18 protein-coding genes are annotated in these 16,351 nt (G+C 63.6%); 8 read left to right on the forward strand and 10 right to left on the reverse strand.

Annotated features, from left to right (window positions below):
- Window positions 1-244: 244 nt before the first annotated feature.
- From BB28_RS12945 to BB28_RS12960, 4 genes are all read left to right on the forward strand, one after another.
- The gene (locus BB28_RS12945) at window positions 245-688 is read left to right on the forward strand and encodes an MmpS family transport accessory protein (protein WP_046253769.1); all 444 of its coding nucleotides are present in this window, start codon (window positions 245-247) and stop codon (window positions 686-688) included.
- Entirely contained in the window at window positions 685-3,504 is a 2,820-nt protein-coding gene (locus BB28_RS12950) for an MMPL/RND family transporter (RefSeq protein ID WP_064393506.1), read from the forward strand. Before BB28_RS12945 ends, BB28_RS12950 begins: the two co-directional genes overlap by 4 nt.
- A gap of 188 nt (window positions 3,505-3,692) precedes the next feature.
- Window positions 3,693-4,121, forward strand: coding sequence for an HIT family protein (locus BB28_RS12955; protein WP_046253770.1), 429 nt, complete (start codon window positions 3,693-3,695; stop codon window positions 4,119-4,121).
- A 10-nt stretch (window positions 4,122-4,131) separates the two neighbouring features.
- Window positions 4,132-4,590 (forward strand): peroxiredoxin, encoded by a 459-nt coding sequence (locus tag BB28_RS12960; RefSeq protein WP_030093379.1) that lies wholly within the window; start codon window positions 4,132-4,134, stop codon window positions 4,588-4,590.
- Here the strand turns inward: BB28_RS12960 and hisI are convergent.
- Genes hisI through hisD form a run of 8 tightly spaced genes read right to left on the reverse strand, consistent with a single transcriptional unit; the run spans window position 4,564 to window position 10,921 of the window.
- Window positions 4,564-4,920, reverse strand: a complete 357-nt coding sequence (hisI, locus tag BB28_RS12965; RefSeq protein ID WP_046253771.1) for a phosphoribosyl-AMP cyclohydrolase — start codon at window positions 4,918-4,920, stop codon at window positions 4,564-4,566. The two genes, BB28_RS12960 and hisI, sit on opposite strands and share 27 nt — an antisense overlap.
- Window positions 4,917-5,690 (reverse strand): imidazole glycerol phosphate synthase subunit HisF, encoded by a 774-nt coding sequence (hisF, locus tag BB28_RS12970; RefSeq protein WP_046253772.1) that lies wholly within the window; start codon window positions 5,688-5,690, stop codon window positions 4,917-4,919. Before hisF ends, hisI begins: the two co-directional genes overlap by 4 nt.
- Window positions 5,687-6,493 (reverse strand): inositol monophosphatase family protein, encoded by an 807-nt coding sequence (locus BB28_RS12975; RefSeq protein ID WP_109550677.1) that lies wholly within the window; start codon window positions 6,491-6,493, stop codon window positions 5,687-5,689. Before BB28_RS12975 ends, hisF begins: the two co-directional genes overlap by 4 nt.
- Window position 6,494: 1 nt before the next feature.
- A complete protein-coding gene (gene priA / locus BB28_RS12980) occupies window positions 6,495-7,226 on the reverse strand; it encodes a bifunctional 1-(5-phosphoribosyl)-5-((5-phosphoribosylamino)methylideneamino)imidazole-4-carboxamide isomerase/phosphoribosylanthranilate isomerase PriA (RefSeq protein WP_030093383.1) in 732 nt (243 codons plus the stop codon).
- A complete protein-coding gene (hisH, locus tag BB28_RS12985) occupies window positions 7,223-7,873 on the reverse strand; it encodes an imidazole glycerol phosphate synthase subunit HisH (RefSeq protein WP_046253774.1) in 651 nt (216 codons plus the stop codon). The genes priA and hisH overlap by 4 nt, the downstream gene beginning before the upstream one ends.
- Complete coding sequence (gene hisB, locus BB28_RS12990) at window positions 7,870-8,493, reverse strand: imidazoleglycerol-phosphate dehydratase HisB (RefSeq protein ID WP_046253775.1); 624 nt, start codon at window positions 8,491-8,493, stop codon at window positions 7,870-7,872. Before hisB ends, hisH begins: the two co-directional genes overlap by 4 nt.
- Window positions 8,490-9,623 (reverse strand): histidinol-phosphate transaminase, encoded by a 1,134-nt coding sequence (locus BB28_RS12995; RefSeq protein WP_046253776.1) that lies wholly within the window; start codon window positions 9,621-9,623, stop codon window positions 8,490-8,492. The genes hisB and BB28_RS12995 overlap by 4 nt, the downstream gene beginning before the upstream one ends.
- A complete protein-coding gene (gene hisD, locus BB28_RS13000) occupies window positions 9,620-10,921 on the reverse strand; it encodes a histidinol dehydrogenase (protein ID WP_046255801.1) in 1,302 nt (433 codons plus the stop codon). The genes BB28_RS12995 and hisD overlap by 4 nt, the downstream gene beginning before the upstream one ends.
- Window positions 10,922-11,142: 221 nt before the next feature.
- Here hisD and BB28_RS13005 point away from each other — a divergent pair, with 221 nt between their 5' ends.
- Window positions 11,143-11,517 carry a nitroreductase family deazaflavin-dependent oxidoreductase gene (locus BB28_RS13005; RefSeq protein ID WP_064393507.1) on the forward strand — a complete coding sequence of 125 codons (375 nt, stop codon included), beginning with the start codon at window positions 11,143-11,145 and terminating at the stop codon, window positions 11,515-11,517.
- 48 nt (window positions 11,518-11,565) lie between these two features.
- The gene (locus BB28_RS13010; RefSeq protein WP_046253778.1) at window positions 11,566-12,213 is read left to right on the forward strand and encodes a nitroreductase; all 648 of its coding nucleotides are present in this window, start codon (window positions 11,566-11,568) and stop codon (window positions 12,211-12,213) included.
- Here the strand turns inward: BB28_RS13010 and BB28_RS13015 are convergent.
- Together BB28_RS13015 and BB28_RS13020 are read right to left on the reverse strand one after the other, a co-directional pair.
- On the reverse strand, window positions 12,197-12,865 hold the full coding sequence (locus BB28_RS13015) for a response regulator (RefSeq protein WP_046253779.1): 669 nt from the start codon (window positions 12,863-12,865) through the stop codon (window positions 12,197-12,199). The two genes, BB28_RS13010 and BB28_RS13015, sit on opposite strands and share 17 nt — an antisense overlap.
- Window positions 12,862-14,544, reverse strand: coding sequence for a sensor histidine kinase (locus BB28_RS13020; protein WP_225421934.1), 1,683 nt, complete (start codon window positions 14,542-14,544; stop codon window positions 12,862-12,864). Before BB28_RS13020 ends, BB28_RS13015 begins: the two co-directional genes overlap by 4 nt.
- Window positions 14,545-14,684: 140 nt before the next feature.
- Between BB28_RS13020 and BB28_RS13025 the strand changes: the two genes are divergently transcribed.
- Window positions 14,685-15,494: an ABC transporter ATP-binding protein gene (locus BB28_RS13025; protein ID WP_046253780.1), complete on the forward strand. Its 810-nt coding sequence runs from the start codon at window positions 14,685-14,687 to the stop codon at window positions 15,492-15,494.
- Window positions 15,484-16,350, forward strand: coding sequence for an ABC transporter permease (locus BB28_RS13030; RefSeq protein WP_052740230.1), 867 nt, complete (start codon window positions 15,484-15,486; stop codon window positions 16,348-16,350). The genes BB28_RS13025 and BB28_RS13030 overlap by 11 nt, the downstream gene beginning before the upstream one ends.
- The last annotated feature ends 1 nt before the right edge of the window (window position 16,351 follow it).

The following is a 16,351-nucleotide window of genomic DNA, read 5'->3' on the forward strand; positions in this document are numbered from 1 at the left end:
GCTGAGACAAGGATCTCATCAGCGAGATCCACACCTAATACATAACTTGTATAGTATCTGTCACGCATGAGCGCGTTTTCCCACTCTGACCATCCGCCACATGGCCGAGACGAATCGATCGCGAGGCTCATCGGCCGTCACTCGTGACGACCACGTTCCACCCCGCACGGCACGCAATGAGGCAAGCCGATGCCCCCCGGATGTTGCGGATCCCCGCTGGTCTTGATCCTCGAAAGGTGCAGCCATGAGCGTTTCCAGAAGCCGTCGTGTGATCAGCAAGATCTGGTTACCCGCAGTAGCGATCGTCATACTTCTCATCGCCGGGCTGGCCATCAAGTTCGCGCACGGGGTGTTCGGCTCGCAGGACCGAACCCGCAGCCCCGGGGGCAATTTCGCCGTTGTCCAGTTCAATCCCAAGAACATCGTTTATGAGGTGTACGGCGATTACGGCGGCTGGGCACGGGTGAGCTATTGGGATACCGACAACAGGCCCGTCGATATCGAACTCACCGGATTGCCCTGGACACACACCGAAACGACCGTCTTGACGACCGCGACCGGAGACATTACAGCGCAGGTGGCTGGGCGAAATGTGGGCTGCCGCATCACCGTTGACGGATTGGTGCGCTCGGAACACACCGCGACCGGTGAGCACGCCGGTGTCTGGTGCCAGGTGCTTTCCGCATGAGCGCACACTCCGCCCAGAAACCGCGCTTCGCCAAGGCAATTCGTAAGTACTCGATACTGGTCGTGCTCGCGTGGGTGGCATTCACCATCGTGATCAATACCGTAGTGCCGCAGCTCGAACCGGTAACCGACGCGAATCAGGGCCCGTTGGTGCCGCTCGATGCCCCGTCCTCCAAAGCCTTGATTCACATCGGGGAATCGTTCAAGGAATCCGACAGCAACAGCCTGGCGATGGTCATCCTGGAGGGTGATCACAAGCTGGATGACGCCGACCACAAGTTCTACGACGTGCTGGCAAGCAAGCTGGAAAACGACAAAAAGCACGTCCAGTACGTCATGAATCTGTGGGGCCAGGGCACCACTGCCGCGGGCGTGCAGAGTGCCGACGGCCAGGCTGCGTACACACTCGTGCGCGTCGCAGGTGATCAAGGTTCGACAGTCTCGGACGAGTCGATCCGTGCGGTCCGCGAGCTGGTCGCCGAAGTCCAGCCCCCCGATGGGGTCAAGGTCTATGTCTCCGGGTCGGCCCCGTTGTCCACGGACATGCTCCAGGTGGGCAACCAAAGCATGATCCGCCTGATGTACGTGACCATTGTCATCATCACGGTGATGTTGCTCATCGTCTATCGTTCTGTCGCAACGGCTTTGCTGACGCTACTGATCGTGATGGTGGAACTGTCCTGCGGGCGAGGCGTTGTCGCTTTCCTCGCCTATCACAAGCTGATCGGCATCTCGGTGTTCGCATCGAACATCCTGGTCTCGCTGATTCTGGGCGCCGGAACCGACTATGCAATCTTCCTGATCGGTAGGTACCAGGAGGCGCGTCACGCCGGCGAGGATCGGGAAACCGCGTATTACTCCGCGGTCAGAGGCGTCTCCCACGTCATCCTGGGCTCGGGCCTGGCCATTGCCGGCGCGACATTCTGCCTGCAGTTCACCCGCCTCAATTACTTCAACACGATGGGCCTGCCGTGCGCGGCCGCGACTCTCGTGGCGGTCGCGGCATCCCTTACCTTCGGGCCCGCGGTGCTGGCACTCGGCAGTCGCTTTGGCATCTTTGACCCGAAAAGGAAAGCGGACTCGGGTATTTGGCGCAAGGTGGGCACCGTCACCGTGCGGTGGCCCGGACGTATTCTCGTGGTGAGCAGTGTCGTGGTGATGATCGGTTCGATCACGCTTCCGACGTATCGGCCCAACTACAACGACCGCATCTACATAGCCGACGACGTGCCGGCGAACCAGGGATATGCGGCCGCCGACCGGCATTTCCCGGTGAGCAAGCTCAACAGCGACATGCTCATGATCGAATCCGACCACGATATGCGCAATTCGACGGACATGATCGCCTTGGACAAGGTGGCACGAGAGGTGTTCCACACGCCAGGGGTCGCGATGATCCAGAGCGTCACCAGGCCATTGGGCACCCCACTGGAACATTCGTCCTTCACGTACACGATGGGGACGATGGGAACCAAGATCAACGAGTTGATCCCGTTCCTTACCGATCTCACCGATCGGTTTACCCAGATGGCAGACATCACCGATCGCATGGCCGCCCTGATGCGCCAGCAGCAGGAACTGACTGGGCAGCAGGCTGATTCGGCGCATATCTCACTCAAGGGCGCACAGGAGTTGAAGGATGTCACCGTCAACATGCGGGACACTCTGGCCAACTTCGACGACCAGTTCAGGCCGCTGCGGAACTACTTCTACTGGGAACCGCATTGTGCCGACATCCCCATGTGCTGGGCGATGAGATCGCTGTTCGACATGACCGACCAGGTCGATTCGATGACCGATGCGGTCGATGACAGCCTCAAGGCCGCGATGATTCAGGACGCCGTCACACCTCAGCTGGTCCAAGTCATCGGCAAGAGCGCCGCCGAACTGGACAACATGCGCAAGGTGGTGCTTACCGAGCAGAGCACCATGCGGCCGATGCTGACCCAGTTGAACGAGCTGGGACGCCAGATGATGGATCTCGGGCACGCCTTCGACAGCTCCAAGAACGACGAGTTCTTCTACCTACCGCCCGAAGCCTTCGACAATCCGTACTTCCAGATCGATCTGAAGTACTTCGTGTCGCCGGACGGGAAGTCCGCGCGCTACATGATCTATCACGACGGTGAGGCACTGAGCGAGGAAGGCATCGACCACGCACAGGCCTACCTGCCGGCAGCCAAGGAAGCGCTCAAGGGGACGACGCTGGCCGGTTCGCGGGTCTATCTGGGGGGCGCGGCCGCAACCTACTGGGATATCCAGGACGCCACCAAGACCGATCTTCTGATCGCGGCGATCGCTGCATTCGCCCTGATCTTCCTGGTGATGTTGTTGATCACCCGCAGTGTGGTCGCGGCACTGGTCATCATCGGCACGGTGGCGTTCTCGTACTCGGGTGCCTTCGGCCTTTCGGTGCTGGTCTGGCAGCACTTCCTGGGCATACCGCTGAGCTGGTTGAACCTGCCGATCACCTTCATCATCCTGGTGGCCGTGGGATCGGACTACAACCTGCTACTTATCGCCCGCTACCTGGAGGAAAGCAAAGCCGGGTTGAACACCGGTTTGATCAGAGCGGTGGCCAACTCGGGCAAGGTGGTCACCACCGCGGGCATCGTGTTCGCAACGACGATGATGGCCATGCTCTCCAGCGACCTGCTGTCGGTCGGCCAGCTGGGGTCCATTATCGGGCTTGGCCTGCTGCTGGACACGCTCATCGTGCGATCGTTCATCACCCCGGCGATCGCCCGGCTCCTCGGTCCGCTGTTCTGGTGGCCGCGCATCATTCGTGCGCGTCCAGCACCTGCTAGGTATAGATGAGCGGCGGTGTCCACTCATCGATCTGGCCCGCCGACACACGTTCCAGCTAATCTCCCACACCACACCACCGGGCAGGAACACCGTTACATTCTTCGATGGCATGCCGCACCTCATCACGTCGAAGGCATCCAGACCACTCGACGGTATCGAACATACATTCGATACGTCAACGCCTTTAGCCTGAGGCGGTGGCCGATGAATGCTTGTTCTGCGGAATCGTCTCCGGCGTAGTTCCTGGTGTGCGGGTGGCAGAGGATGCCGACACATACGCCTTCATGGATATCAATCCGGGCTCGGACGGCCATCTGCTGGTCGTTCCGAAGCGGCACAGTAAGGATCTGCTCGAGATCCCGGCCGAGGACCTGAGTGCTGTCGCGGTAGCGGCCCAGCGGATAGCCAAAGCGGTCGTTTCCGAGCTCGGCGCCGACGGGGTGAATCTGCTGAATTGCTGCGGCGCCCCTGCATGGCAGACGGAGTTCCATTTCCATCTGCACGTCATTCCTCGATACGTCGACAAGTCCAGGGACAGGCTTGGGCTGCCATGGGCACCGGGTATCCGCGGTGACACCTCGACGATCTCTGCCCTGGGAAACCGACTGTCCAAAGCGCTGGCGTAGCGTTCGAGTCATGAAACCTGGTGATCGCGTCGCCGACTTCGAACTTCCGGACCAGACCGGCACAACCCGCAGCCTCTCCGCGCTCCTGGCCGACGGGCCCGTCGTGCTGTTCTTCTATCCCGCTGCCAATACCCCCGGCTGCACCGCCGAGGCGTGCCACTTCCGCGATCTGGCAAGCGAATTCAAGGAAGTCGGCGCCTCACGCGTCGGCATCAGCGTGGACTCGGTAGATAAGCAGGCCGACTTCGCCGACAAGCGCAAGTTCGACTACCCGTTGCTCTCGGACACCGGCGGCAAGGTCTCGTCAGCCTTCGGCGTCAAGCGCGGCCTGTTAGGAAAGCTGGCTCCGGTCAAGCGGACCACGTTCATCATCGGCACCGACAAGACGATCCTCGAAGTCTTCGCGAGCGAGCTCAACATGAACGCGCACGCCGACAAGGCTCTAGAGTTCCTCCGCGCCCGCAAGTAACACGTCGGCGTCAAAGCAGCTGTGCGCGCCGGTGTGGCACGCCGGCCCGGTCTGGTCGACTTCCAGCACCAGAGTGTCACCGTCGCAGTCCAGCCGCACCGCATGCACGTACTGGGTGTGGCCGGATGTCTCACCCTTGACCCATAGACGCTGCCGGGATCGCGAGAAGTATGTCCCACGCCGCGTCGCAAGGGTCTGCGCCAACGCCTCGTCGTTCATCCACGCCACCATCAGCACCGTGCCGGTGCCGCGCTCTTGCACCACCGCGGTGATCAGGCCGGCCGCGTCGCGCTTGAGGCGACTGGCGATCCCGGGATCCAGCTCGCTCATCGCACCGTGATCCCTTCCGCGGCCATCGCCGCCTTCACCTCAGCGATAGTCAGTTCCCGAAAGTGGAAGACACTGGCTGCCAGCACCGCATCGGCGCCCGCCTTGACCGCGGGCGAGAAGTGCTCAACAGCACCGGCTCCGCCGCTGGCGATCACGGGTACGTCCACCGCTGTACGCGCGGCGGCGATCATCGGAAGATCGAACCCCGCCTTGGTGCCGTCCGCGTCCATGGAATTGAGCAGGATCTCCCCCACACCCAATTCAGCTCCCCGCCTGGTCCATTCGATGGCATCGATCCCGGTGCCCTTGCGGCCGCCATGGGTCGTGACCTCCCACCCGGACGGCGTCGGCGCGTCACCCGCACGGACCCGGCGTGCATCCACGCTCAGCACGATGCACTGTGAGCCGAATCGCTGTGCCAGCTCGGCCAACAACTCCGGACGTGCGATCGCCGCCGTATTGACGCCGACTTTGTCCGCGCCCGCTCGCAGCAGCACATTGACGTCTTCCACCGATCGCACACCGCCACCCACGGTCAACGGAATGAACACCTGCTCGGCCGTGCGTCGCACCACGTCCAACATGGTCGCCCGACCCGCCGACGATGCCGTGACATCGAGGAACGTCAGTTCATCGACACCCTCGGCGTCATATGCCGCCGCGAGCTCGACAGGATCGCCTGCGTCACGGAGGTTTTCGAAGTTAACACCCTTGACTACGCGACCATCATCGACGTCAAGGCAGGCGATGACGCGGGTAGCAACACTCATCGGTAGTCCTCCGGATCCCCGACCTCAGCCAGCACTTCCAGGATCTGTTCGTGCACACCGGGCGCGGCCACCAGTACCGATGGCGATTCGGGGGTCCAAGGATTGCCGCGCAGATCCGTCGCGTGACCGCCCGCGGCCTCAACCAGTGCGATACCCGCGGCGTGATCCCACACATGCGCGCCGAAACTCACTGCGCCGCCGAGTATCCCGCCTGCTGTGAACGCCAAATCGATACCGGTGCTGCCGTGCATCCGCAGACGAGAAGTGGTGCGGCTCAGCTTCTCCACCACCGCCAGGCGGTAGCGACCCGGTACCCGCCCCTTCCAGTCAACGTTGAACGTGCCCAGTCCCACCGCAACATCTGCGAGATCGGCGCGTGGCAACGGCGGCATCGCGACACCGTTGCGCACTAACGGACCACCTGCGACACCGGTGTACCGGTCCCCCATGAACGGCAGCCAGGTCAATCCGGCCACCGGCACCCCATCGGAGAGCAGCCCCAGCAGAATCGCCGCCATCGGAGAACCCGCCGCGTAGTTGACGGTGCCGTCAATGGGATCCACCACCCAGACCAGACCAGAATCCACTGCCGGACCACCGAATTCCTCGCCGTGCACACCGATTCCGGTGCGGTCGGTAAGCGCTTCCACCACCATCCGCTCGATGGCCAGGTCCTCTTCGGTAGCGAAGTCCTTGCCACCCTTGAATACGACACCATCGGCACCGTGTCCGGCCACGAAGCGCCGCGCCGCCACGTCCAGAATCAAGGACGCCTCGGCTACTAGCGCATTCAGATCAGGCATGTCAGGAGACGGCAGCCAGTGCATCCGGCAGGGTGAAACGGCCCGCGTAGAGGGCCTTTCCGACGATCGCGCCCTCGATACCGGCCCCGGTCAGCTCCGCGATGGCCCGCAGGTCATCCAGGCTCGACACCCCGCCCGAGGCGATCACAGGTGCGTTCGCCACACCCGCGACCTGGGCAAGCAACTCGAGGTTCGGACCGGTCAAAGTGCCATCCTTCGTCACGTCGGTGACGACGTAGCGCGAACACCCCTGACCACGCAGACGTTCCAGTACCTCCCAGAGATCGCCGCCGTCGCTGACCCAGCCGCGGCCACGTAGCCGGTGCTCACCGTCCACGATCTGCACGTCGAGCCCCACAGCCACACGCTCGCCGTGGCGCGCGATCGCGGAGGCACACCACTGCGGATCCTCCAGTGCTGCGGTACCGAGATTGACTCGGGCGCAGCCGGTTGCCAGGGCTGCCGTCAAGGACTCGTCATCGCGGATGCCACCCGAGAGCTCTACTTTCACATCGAGCTCGCCTACCACCTGTGCCAGCAGCTCGCGATTGGAACCACGGCCGAAGGCCGCATCCAGGTCCACCAGATGCACCCACTCGGCACCATCGTTCTGCCACGCCAAAGCCGCATCGCGGGGTGAACCGTAGGTGGTTTCGCTGCCCGCCTTGCCCTGTACGAGGCGCACTGCCTGACCGTCGGCGACATCAACCGCCGGTAATAGAACGAGACTCAAGAGATTCCCTTCACCCAATTGCTCAACAACACGGCTCCCGCATCGCCACTCTTCTCCGGATGGAACTGAGTGGCAGCAAGTGCCCCATTCTCCACTGCCGCGACAAATGGCACGTGATGGGTCGCCCAGGTCACCAGCGGCTTCGCGATCGGTGAGTCGACGGGCGTTTCCAGCTCCCATTTCTGTACGGCGTAGGAGTGCACGAAGTAAAAACGCGTGTCGGCGTCCAGACCTGCGAACAGATCCGATTCGGCCGGCGCATCGACGGTGTTCCATCCCATATGCGGGATCACCGGTGCATCCAGGCGGCTGACCACGCCGGGCCACTGACCGCAGCCCTCGGCGTCGACACCGAATTCGATGCCGTGGCTGAACAGGATCTGCATACCGACGCAGATGCCCAGCACAGGGCGGCCCCCGGACAGCCGCACGTCGATGATCCGCTCACCGTCGATACCGCGCAGTCCCTCCATGCAGGCCGCGAAGGCGCCTACTCCGGGCACGACAAGACCGTCGGCGTTGAGCGCCGCGTTGGCATCGGCGGTCACCGTGACATCGGCACCGACCCGTTCCAGCGCGCGCTGTGCGGATCTAAGATTTCCCGAACCGTAGTCGAGGACAACGACTTTGGGTCCAGCACCGGTCACAGGCTGCCCTTAGTCGACGGCACACCGGTAACCCGCGGATCGGGTTCCACCGCTTGGCGCAGTGCTCGGGCGACAGCCTTGTACTGTGCCTCGGTGATGTGGTGCGGGTCGCGGCCGTACAGCGTGCGTACATGCAGCGCGATCCGCGCATTGAGTGCCAACGACTCGAACACGTGCGCATTGATGACGGTGTGGTACGGAACCGAAGAGCCTGCGATCGTGGTGTGCAGCAGATGATCCGGTTCGCCGGTGTGCACACAGTACGGTCTGCCGGACACGTCCACCGCGGCGTGGGCCAGGGTCTCGTCCATCGGGATGAAGGCATCCCCGAACCGGCGAATCCCCTTCTTGTCTCCGAGCGCTTCGGCGAGCGCCTGGCCGAGAGTGATGGCGGTGTCCTCCACCGTGTGGTGCGCCTCGATCTCAGTGTCGCCCTTGGCCGTGATCTTCAGATCGAAACTGGCGTGCGTACCGAGGGCCGTGAGCATGTGGTCGAAGAACGGCACCCCGGTGTCGATGTGCACCTGGCCGGTGCCGTCCAGGTTCAGTTCCACCACGATGTCCGACTCGCGGGTGGCGCGCGCTACGCGTGCCACCCGATTCCACGCCGATGCCGTCATGAGGGCGCACCTTTCTCTAGGTCCGTCGCAGCCAGGTTGTCGCTGACCTTCAAGAACACGTCATTCTCGCTCGCCAACCCGATCGTGACGCGCAGAAATCCCGGAATGCCGACATCCCGGATGAGAACACCCGCGTCGAGATAACGCTGCCAGCTCGCGGCCGAATCGGTGAATCGACCGAAGAGCACGAAGTTCGCGTCACTGGGAATGACCTCGAATCCGCTGGCCGATAACGCCTCCGATACCCGAATACGTTCAGCGACCAAAGTCGCGACACTGCCGAGAGTCTCGGCGCCATGTTTCACCGCGGCACGCGCGGCCGCCTGGGTAAGCACGGAGAGGTGGTACGGCAGGCGCACCAATAGCAGCGCATCGATGACCGCAGGTGCCGCCGCGAGATACCCCAGCCGCCCACCGGCGAAGGCGAAGGCCTTACTCATGGTGCGGCTCACGATCAGCTTCGTCGGATACTCGTCGATCAACGTGATTCCGCTCGGCGCCGAAGAGAACTCGCCGTACGCCTCGTCCAGGATCACGACTCCTGGAGCCTCTTCGAGGATCTGCCGCAAGTCCTGCAGCGGAACCGACTGTCCCGTCGGGTTGTTGGGGCTCGTCACGAAGACGACATCGGGCTGACGCGCTCGAATCGCCTCGACCGCTGCGCCGACATCGAGCGAGAAGTCTTCCAAACGCTGAGCCTGCAACCATTCCGTCTGGGTTCCATCGGAAATGATCGGGTGCATCGAGTACGACGGCGTGAAGCCCAACGCGCTGCGCCCGGGCCCGCCGAATGCCTGCAGCAGCTGCTGCAATATCTCATTGGAACCGTTTGCCGCCCAAACATTCTCGGTAGCGACGGGCACGCCTGTGCGCTCGGTCAGGTATGCCGCCAGATCCGTGCGCAAGGCCACCGCGTCCCGGTCCGGGTATCGGTGCAACTCGGCGGCCACTTCGCGAACCGACACGGCGACGTCCTCGATCAAGCCGTCCGATGGTTCGTGCGGATTCTCGTTGGTGTTCAGCCGCACCGGCACGGTCAGCTGCGGTGCACCGTACGGATTCTTGCCACGCAGGCTGTCCCGCAGCGGCAAGTCGTCCAGCCGGGCCGCGCCGCCGATCAGATCGCTCATGATCGCTCAAACCTGCGCCGAACGGCCTCACCGTGCGCAGGCAGATTCTCTGCGTTGGCAAGCGTAATCACGTGCCCGGAAACCTCTTTGAGAGCGGCCTCGGTGTAATCCACGATGTGGATGCCGCGCAGGAAGGTCTGCACGGACAGCCCACTCGAGTGCCGTGCACACCCGGCGGTGGGCAGTACGTGATTGGATCCGGCGCAGTAGTCGCCAAGGCTTACCGGCGACCACGGACCCAGGAAGATCGCGCCGGCACTGCGCACGCGTGCGGCCACGGGCACCGGATCGGCAGTTTGAATTTCCAGGTGCTCGGCCGCATAGGCATTCACGACCTTGATTCCAGCGCTGAGGTCGTCGACGAGGACGATTCCCGACTGAGGCCCGGTCAACGCCGCGGTGACTCGTTCGGCATGCACCGTCGTCTCCAGCTGCGCGGCGGTCTCTTTCACCACCGCGTCGGCCAGTTTCTCACTCGTGGTGACGAGCACGCTTGCTGCCAACACATCGTGTTCGGCCTGGCTGATCAGGTCGGCGGCCACATGCACCGGATCTGCCGTCTCATCGGCGAGGATGGCAATCTCGGTGGGGCCTGCCTCGGCATCGATGCCCACCAGCGACCTGCACAACCGCTTGGCCGCGGTCACATAGATATTGCCGGGCCCGGTAATCATGTCGACCGGAGCGAGTTCGCCGCCATCGGTGTCGACGCCGCCATGGGCCAGTAGTGCAACACCCTGCGCTCCGCCGACCGCCCAGATCTCCTCAACTCCAAGCAACTGTGCCGCCGCGAGGATCGTCGGGTGAGGCAGCCCGCCGAACTGCGCCTGCGGCGGTGAAGCGATGACGAGGGAACCGACTCCGGCCGTCTGCGCCGGCACGACGTTCATCACGACGCTTGACGGGTACACGGCGTTACCGCCGGGAACGTACAAGCCCACGCGTTCGACGGGCAACCACCGCTCGGTGACGGTGGCGCCATCGGCGACGGTGGTCACCGTGTCCTGGCGGCGCTGATCGGCGTGCACCGCCCGCGCGCGCAGGATGGCCACCTCGAGTGCGTCACGCACCGCGGGGTCCAGTTCGGCGAGAGCGCGCTCCCTCTCGGCCGCCGGCACGCGAACGGTCTTGGGGCGAACGCCATCGAACTCGGCGCAGTACTGAAGTGCCGCCTCGGCGCCGCGGTCCCGGACCGCTTCGACGACCGGTCGCACCGTCGGGAGCACGGCATCGACGTCGGTTCCGCCCCGCGGGAGCGCAGAGCGCAGATGGGACGGGGACAGGCTTGCACCACGCATGTCGATACGGCGAAGCAGCGTTGCGCCGCCTGCACCAAGAGCATCTGCCGGGGTGGGTCCGTCGATCACATCCGCCATTCTCCCAGAGCTGCTCAACACCATTTACCACGCAGTCACCGGTTGTGTGTGACGCACGTCTAACTAGACTCGTCCACGAAAAGCCGCACCGACCCACAACGATCGGATCATCGATGTCAGCAAATCATCAGCCCGGCGTGCCCATGCTTCTGCCTGACTGGCTTGAGCGAGCTCAGATCAAGTTCATAAACCCGCTCATGGCCCCTATCGCACGCTTTCTGCCTTCATTCGCCACCGTTACGCACTTCGGCCGCACCTCGGGCGCCAAGTACGAGACCACCGTGAATGCATTCCGCAAAGGCAATGTCCTCTCTATCGGACTGATTCACGGCAAGACCAACTGGACCAAGAACGTGATCGCCGCCGGCGGTGCCGACATCACGCTCTTCCGCGGCAAGCAGATTCATGTGATCAACCCGCGCATCGTGGAGCAGGGCCAAGGGGATCCGGGACTGACCCGGGCGACCCGCCAGGTGAATAAGCGCGCGGGGGTTTTCGTCGCCGATATCGCCCACTAAATATTCATCGGCTGTTGAATTTCTGGTGGATCGTGCCCATACTGAGGCGTGCCTGATTTCGAACAGCTGGTCCGTGACCGGTCCTCGATCCGTGATTTCCTGTCGACACCTGTCCCCCGCGATGTCCTGGTGGGCGCCCTGGAGACGGCACAGCACGCGCCATCGAACTCGAACATCCAGCCGTGGCGCGTCGTCATCGCGGAAGGCGCGATACGCGAGCGTCTGAGCGAGTCGTTGGTGGCCTGCGTACGCACCAACGGACTGGGCCGCATGGAGCTGCCCGACGAGTACAACGCCCGGCGGTTCGCGGTCGGAGTCCAGGTCTACGGGGCACTCGGCGTCCAGCGCGACGATGCCGAGGCACGTTTCGAGGCCGGACTGCGGAACTTCAGGTTCTTCGGAGCACCCACCGCCGCCATTGTCGGCGTGGACTCACGCCTGGGCCTGGCCGATATCGCCGGAGTCGGCATGTACTTGCAGACGCTTGCCCTGGCCCTGCAGTCGCGCGGTGTCAGTTCATGCATGCAGGTCGCTCCTGCCATGTTTCCCGAAGCGATTCGCCCGGTGCTCAAGCTGCCCGAATGCCTGAATCTGATCTGCGCGGTGTCCATTGGCTATGCGAATCCCGATGCACCGGTGAATTCTGTACGCGCCCCGCGCGACCCGGTCGGCGCCAATGTCACGTTCCTGGAATGAGGAACTCCTGTTCAGGACGGCCGGTGGTGCCGTACCGCAGCCGCATCTGCAACTCTGAACTTCCCACCAGCGAGGCCAGGTAGCGCTGCGCGGTCGCACGTGAGATCCCCACCTCCACGGCGACTTCCGCAGACGACATGGGCGAGCGCGCATCCCGAATCGCGTGTAGGACGATCTGTTTGGTCGGCGACGCCGCGGCCGCGGCGCGCGGCATGCCGACACTCGGCCGCAGGGACTCCAACGCGGCATCCACCTCGGCGCCGCTGAGCTCGTCACTGTGCAGAATCTTGCGGTAACGGGCGTATGCGGTCAGCCGCGCCACCAGCGAGGCATTGGCGAATGGCTTCACCAGATAGCTCACGGCACCGGCGATCAGTGCCTGCCGGATCGTGACGCCGTCGGCCGCCGCCGACAGGACCATCGCATCACAGCGCAATTCGCGCACGAAATCGATCCCGGAACCGTCTGGAAGGTACACATCGACCAGCGCCAGATCTATCGTGCTCGACCTCGTCACATCGTGAGCGGCGCCGATGCTGTTGACCGTGGCCACAACAGTGAATCCCGGTACTGCACCGACAATCCCGGCATGCAAGTTGGCCACCCGGAAGTCATCGTCGACGATCAGCACCTTGATCGTGGTTTCGGTCATCCCGGGTCCTTCCCGTCGGTCTCGGCCATCACCGATGGCATTCGTGCGCTGAATTCCGCACCCGCAAGCCCGGGGCCTGCCCCCGCTGCCGCTGCCAGCCACACATCGCCGCCCAGCCCCCGGGCGATCTGACGCGACAACGCCAGGCCCACTCCGCGGCCACCCGGCACTTCGGCATGCGCCTTGGTCGAGATCCCTTCTGCGAAAAGATCATCCGCTACGCATTCGGCAACGCCGTCGCCGCTGTCGGCGACACTGATGTGCAGCGTCGAACCATCCTGAACCACACCGACCTCGACCCGATGTTGCGAGTCGGCCCCGGTGCGTGCGGCATCGATCGCATTGTCGATCAAATTGCCCAGCACAGTCGTGACATCAACGGGATGTACGAGAGTGCCGGATACCCACGTGTTGTCGGCCAGTGTCAGAGTGACGCCCGCCTCGCGGGCGTTCGCGGTCTTGGCCGCCACAAAGGCCTGAAGATAGGGATCGCCCAACGTCTCGATATCCGGAAGAGCCGCACCCAGCGGTCCGGTACCGAGCAACTCGTCCAGGAACCGGGCAGCCTCCTGCGTCCGATTTCCATGCACCAGCCCGCTCAGCAGGTGCAAGCGGTTCGCGAACTCATGTCGCTGCGCCCGCAGTACGGTGCTCATCGACTGCACCGCATCCAACTGCCGAGTCAAGGATTCGACATCCGTTCGATCGCGCACGGTGAGCACCGCACCAAGCTCACGGCCCGCCCGGGTCACGCGCCGTGCGGTCACCACCACAACCCAGTCGCCCACCGTCGCCAGAACCGGCGTCGCCGATTTTTCCCGAAGTACCCCGAGAATCCTTGGCGTCAAGCCGATATCGCCAGCCTGCCGCCCCGTCACATCATCCAGCCCCAGCAGACGTTTCGCTTCATCGTTGACAACCGTCGTGCGCCCGTCGACGTCCACGGCGAGAACCCCCTCGCCAATGCCGTGCAAGACCGCCGCTTGTTCTCTGACCAGCTCGGCCAACTCGGCGGGCTCCAGGCCCAGAGTGAGACTTCGCCACCGGCGAGCCAACAACACCGAGCCACCGATTCCGAACAGAAATGCCACACCGACAATGCATCCCGCGATCCTCAGATCCGACAACAATCTTTCGCGCACAGCGGTGGTCGATACTCCGACACTGACCTCCCCCACCACGGTCGACGAACCAGGCTGCCGGACGGGCACTTTGGCCCGTACGGAGCCTCCCAGTGTCCCCGTCTCCTCGACGACCACATCTCGTCCGGCAAGAGCGCCCGACGGGTCGGTGCTGACAGGGTGGCCCAATCGCTCCTGCGTGGGATGCGCCAGCCGGAGCCCATGCTCATCGGTGATCACCACGAACAGCGCATCACTGCGCTCCAGCACCGCGGCCGCGATGTGTTGCAGCGGCCCATCGGAGAGCTCGTCGGTGAGGCCCGGTCCCGGAGTGAGCGTGCCCTGCGCGTACTCGGCAACCCGCGCCCGCACCTCCGGCATGGCCGCCACCGTTCCCGCAATCGCCAGCGCCCGCTGGCCATACTCGGAGGAAAGCCGCCGATCGCCCACCGCGGCGAGCACCGCGAACGCCAGCCCCAACGCGAGAAAGATGACGGCGACCTGAAGGAGAAGCACCTGCGTACGCAATCGCAGCACGGTGCGCTTCCCGGAACCCATGTGCCCGAGCGTAGGCAGGCCATGCGCAGAATGCGCAAAACTGACGAAATCCGCGATTTGCGCGGGTAGTGCGCACAAGCAGGAATCTGTGACGCCCACCACTTATGTTCAGTCTCCGTCGGCTAGCGAAGGAGAAGGCAATGACGCTTCCACTCATCGAACTTCAGGGCGCAACCAAACGGTTCCCCTCCAATCGGGGTGACGGTATCCACACCGCGGTCCGAGACCTGAACATCGACATCGGCGCCGGGGAATTTGTCGCGGTCGTCGGCCCCACAGGATGCGGTAAGTCGACCACCTTGTCCCTCGTGTCCGGCCTTGAACCGCCATCGGCCGGCCGTGTCCTGGTACGCGGCGAGGACGTATCCGATATCCCCGCGGGGGTGGGCTATATGTTCCAGCAGGACGCGGTCCTGCCGTGGAAGAACGTCATCGACAACGTCGCCCTGGGTCCGATCTATCGGGGCGCAAGCAAAGACGCGGCCCGCGAGAAGGCGGCGACCTGGGTCCGGACCGTCGGCCTGGCCGGGTTCGAGAAGTACTACCCGCATCAGCTCTCGGGCGGGATGCGCAAGCGTGTGGCGCTGGCCCAGACCCTGGTCAACGAACCCGAGATTCTGCTCATGGATGAGCCATTCAGCGCCCTCGATGTGCAGACCCGCCAGCTCATGCAGGACGAACTGTTGCGGGTGTGGTCAGGCACCGGAGCGGCGGTCATCTTCGTCACCCACGACCTCGAGGAGGCGATCGTGCTGGCCGACCGGGTGGTGGTGATGACCGCAAGCCCCGCCACCGTCTGTGGCGACTTTCCCGTCACCCTCCCGCGTCCCCGCGATGTCGAAGAGGTGAGACTCACCGACGAATTCCGGACCATCTACCGCGAAATCTGGGAAACACTGCGCGATCAGGTCGAGGCCGCGCGCGCGAAGGGAGAGTCTCGTGTCGCATAGTCTGCTCATTCGTCCGGTGTCCGAAAGCGACGAGGACATCCTCGCGCGCGCCCGACACAACAAGCGCCGCAGCCAGATTCGCGTATGGGGGTTGCGAACCCTGCTGGTGGTGGTGTGGCTGGCCTCGTGGGAGTTGGCTGCCACGCTGTGGCTGGATCCCTTCTTCTATTCGAAACCCTCACTGATCTGGGGCCGACTGATTGAGTGGTTCACCGTCGGCACCCAGTTCGGCTCGATATGGCTGCAGATCTTCACCACTGTGCAAGAGGCCGTCCTGGGGTTCCTGATCGGCACCGTCGCGGGAGTGACATTGGGTGTGCTGCTGGGCCGCAGCCGCTATTGGTCGGAGGTGTTGGCCCCGTTCATCAAGGCGCTCAACGCGGTTCCGCGCATCGTATTGGCATCGCTGTTCATCATCTGGTTTGGTCTGGGACTGAGCTCCAAAGTGGCCACCGTGGTGGTTCTGGTGTTCTTCGCGGTGTTCTTCAACGCGTTCACCGGTGCCCGCGAGGTAGATGGAAACGTGATCAACAATGCCCGGATTCTCGGTGCCAGCCCCACCCGCATTCTTACCTCGATCGTGCTGCCCAGCGCGACAAGCTGGATTCTGTCGAGCCTGCACACCGCATTCGGATTCGCCCTGATCGGCGCCGTCGTCGGTGAATACGCAGGCGCTAGCAAGGGGTTGGGCCTGTTGATCAGCAACGCCCAGGGCACATTCGACTCCGCGGGTATCTACGCCGGCATGATCATCATCACGGTCGTCGCCCTGCTCGCCGAATGGCTCATCGGTATCGCCGAATCCCGGCTACTCAAATGGCGTCCCACGCAGTCCAGTTCGGGTCATGGGGTGTAGT

This window comes from Mycobacteroides chelonae CCUG 47445 (genome assembly GCF_001632805.1).
Classification (GTDB): Bacteria; Actinomycetota; Actinomycetes; order Mycobacteriales; family Mycobacteriaceae; genus Mycobacterium; species Mycobacterium chelonae.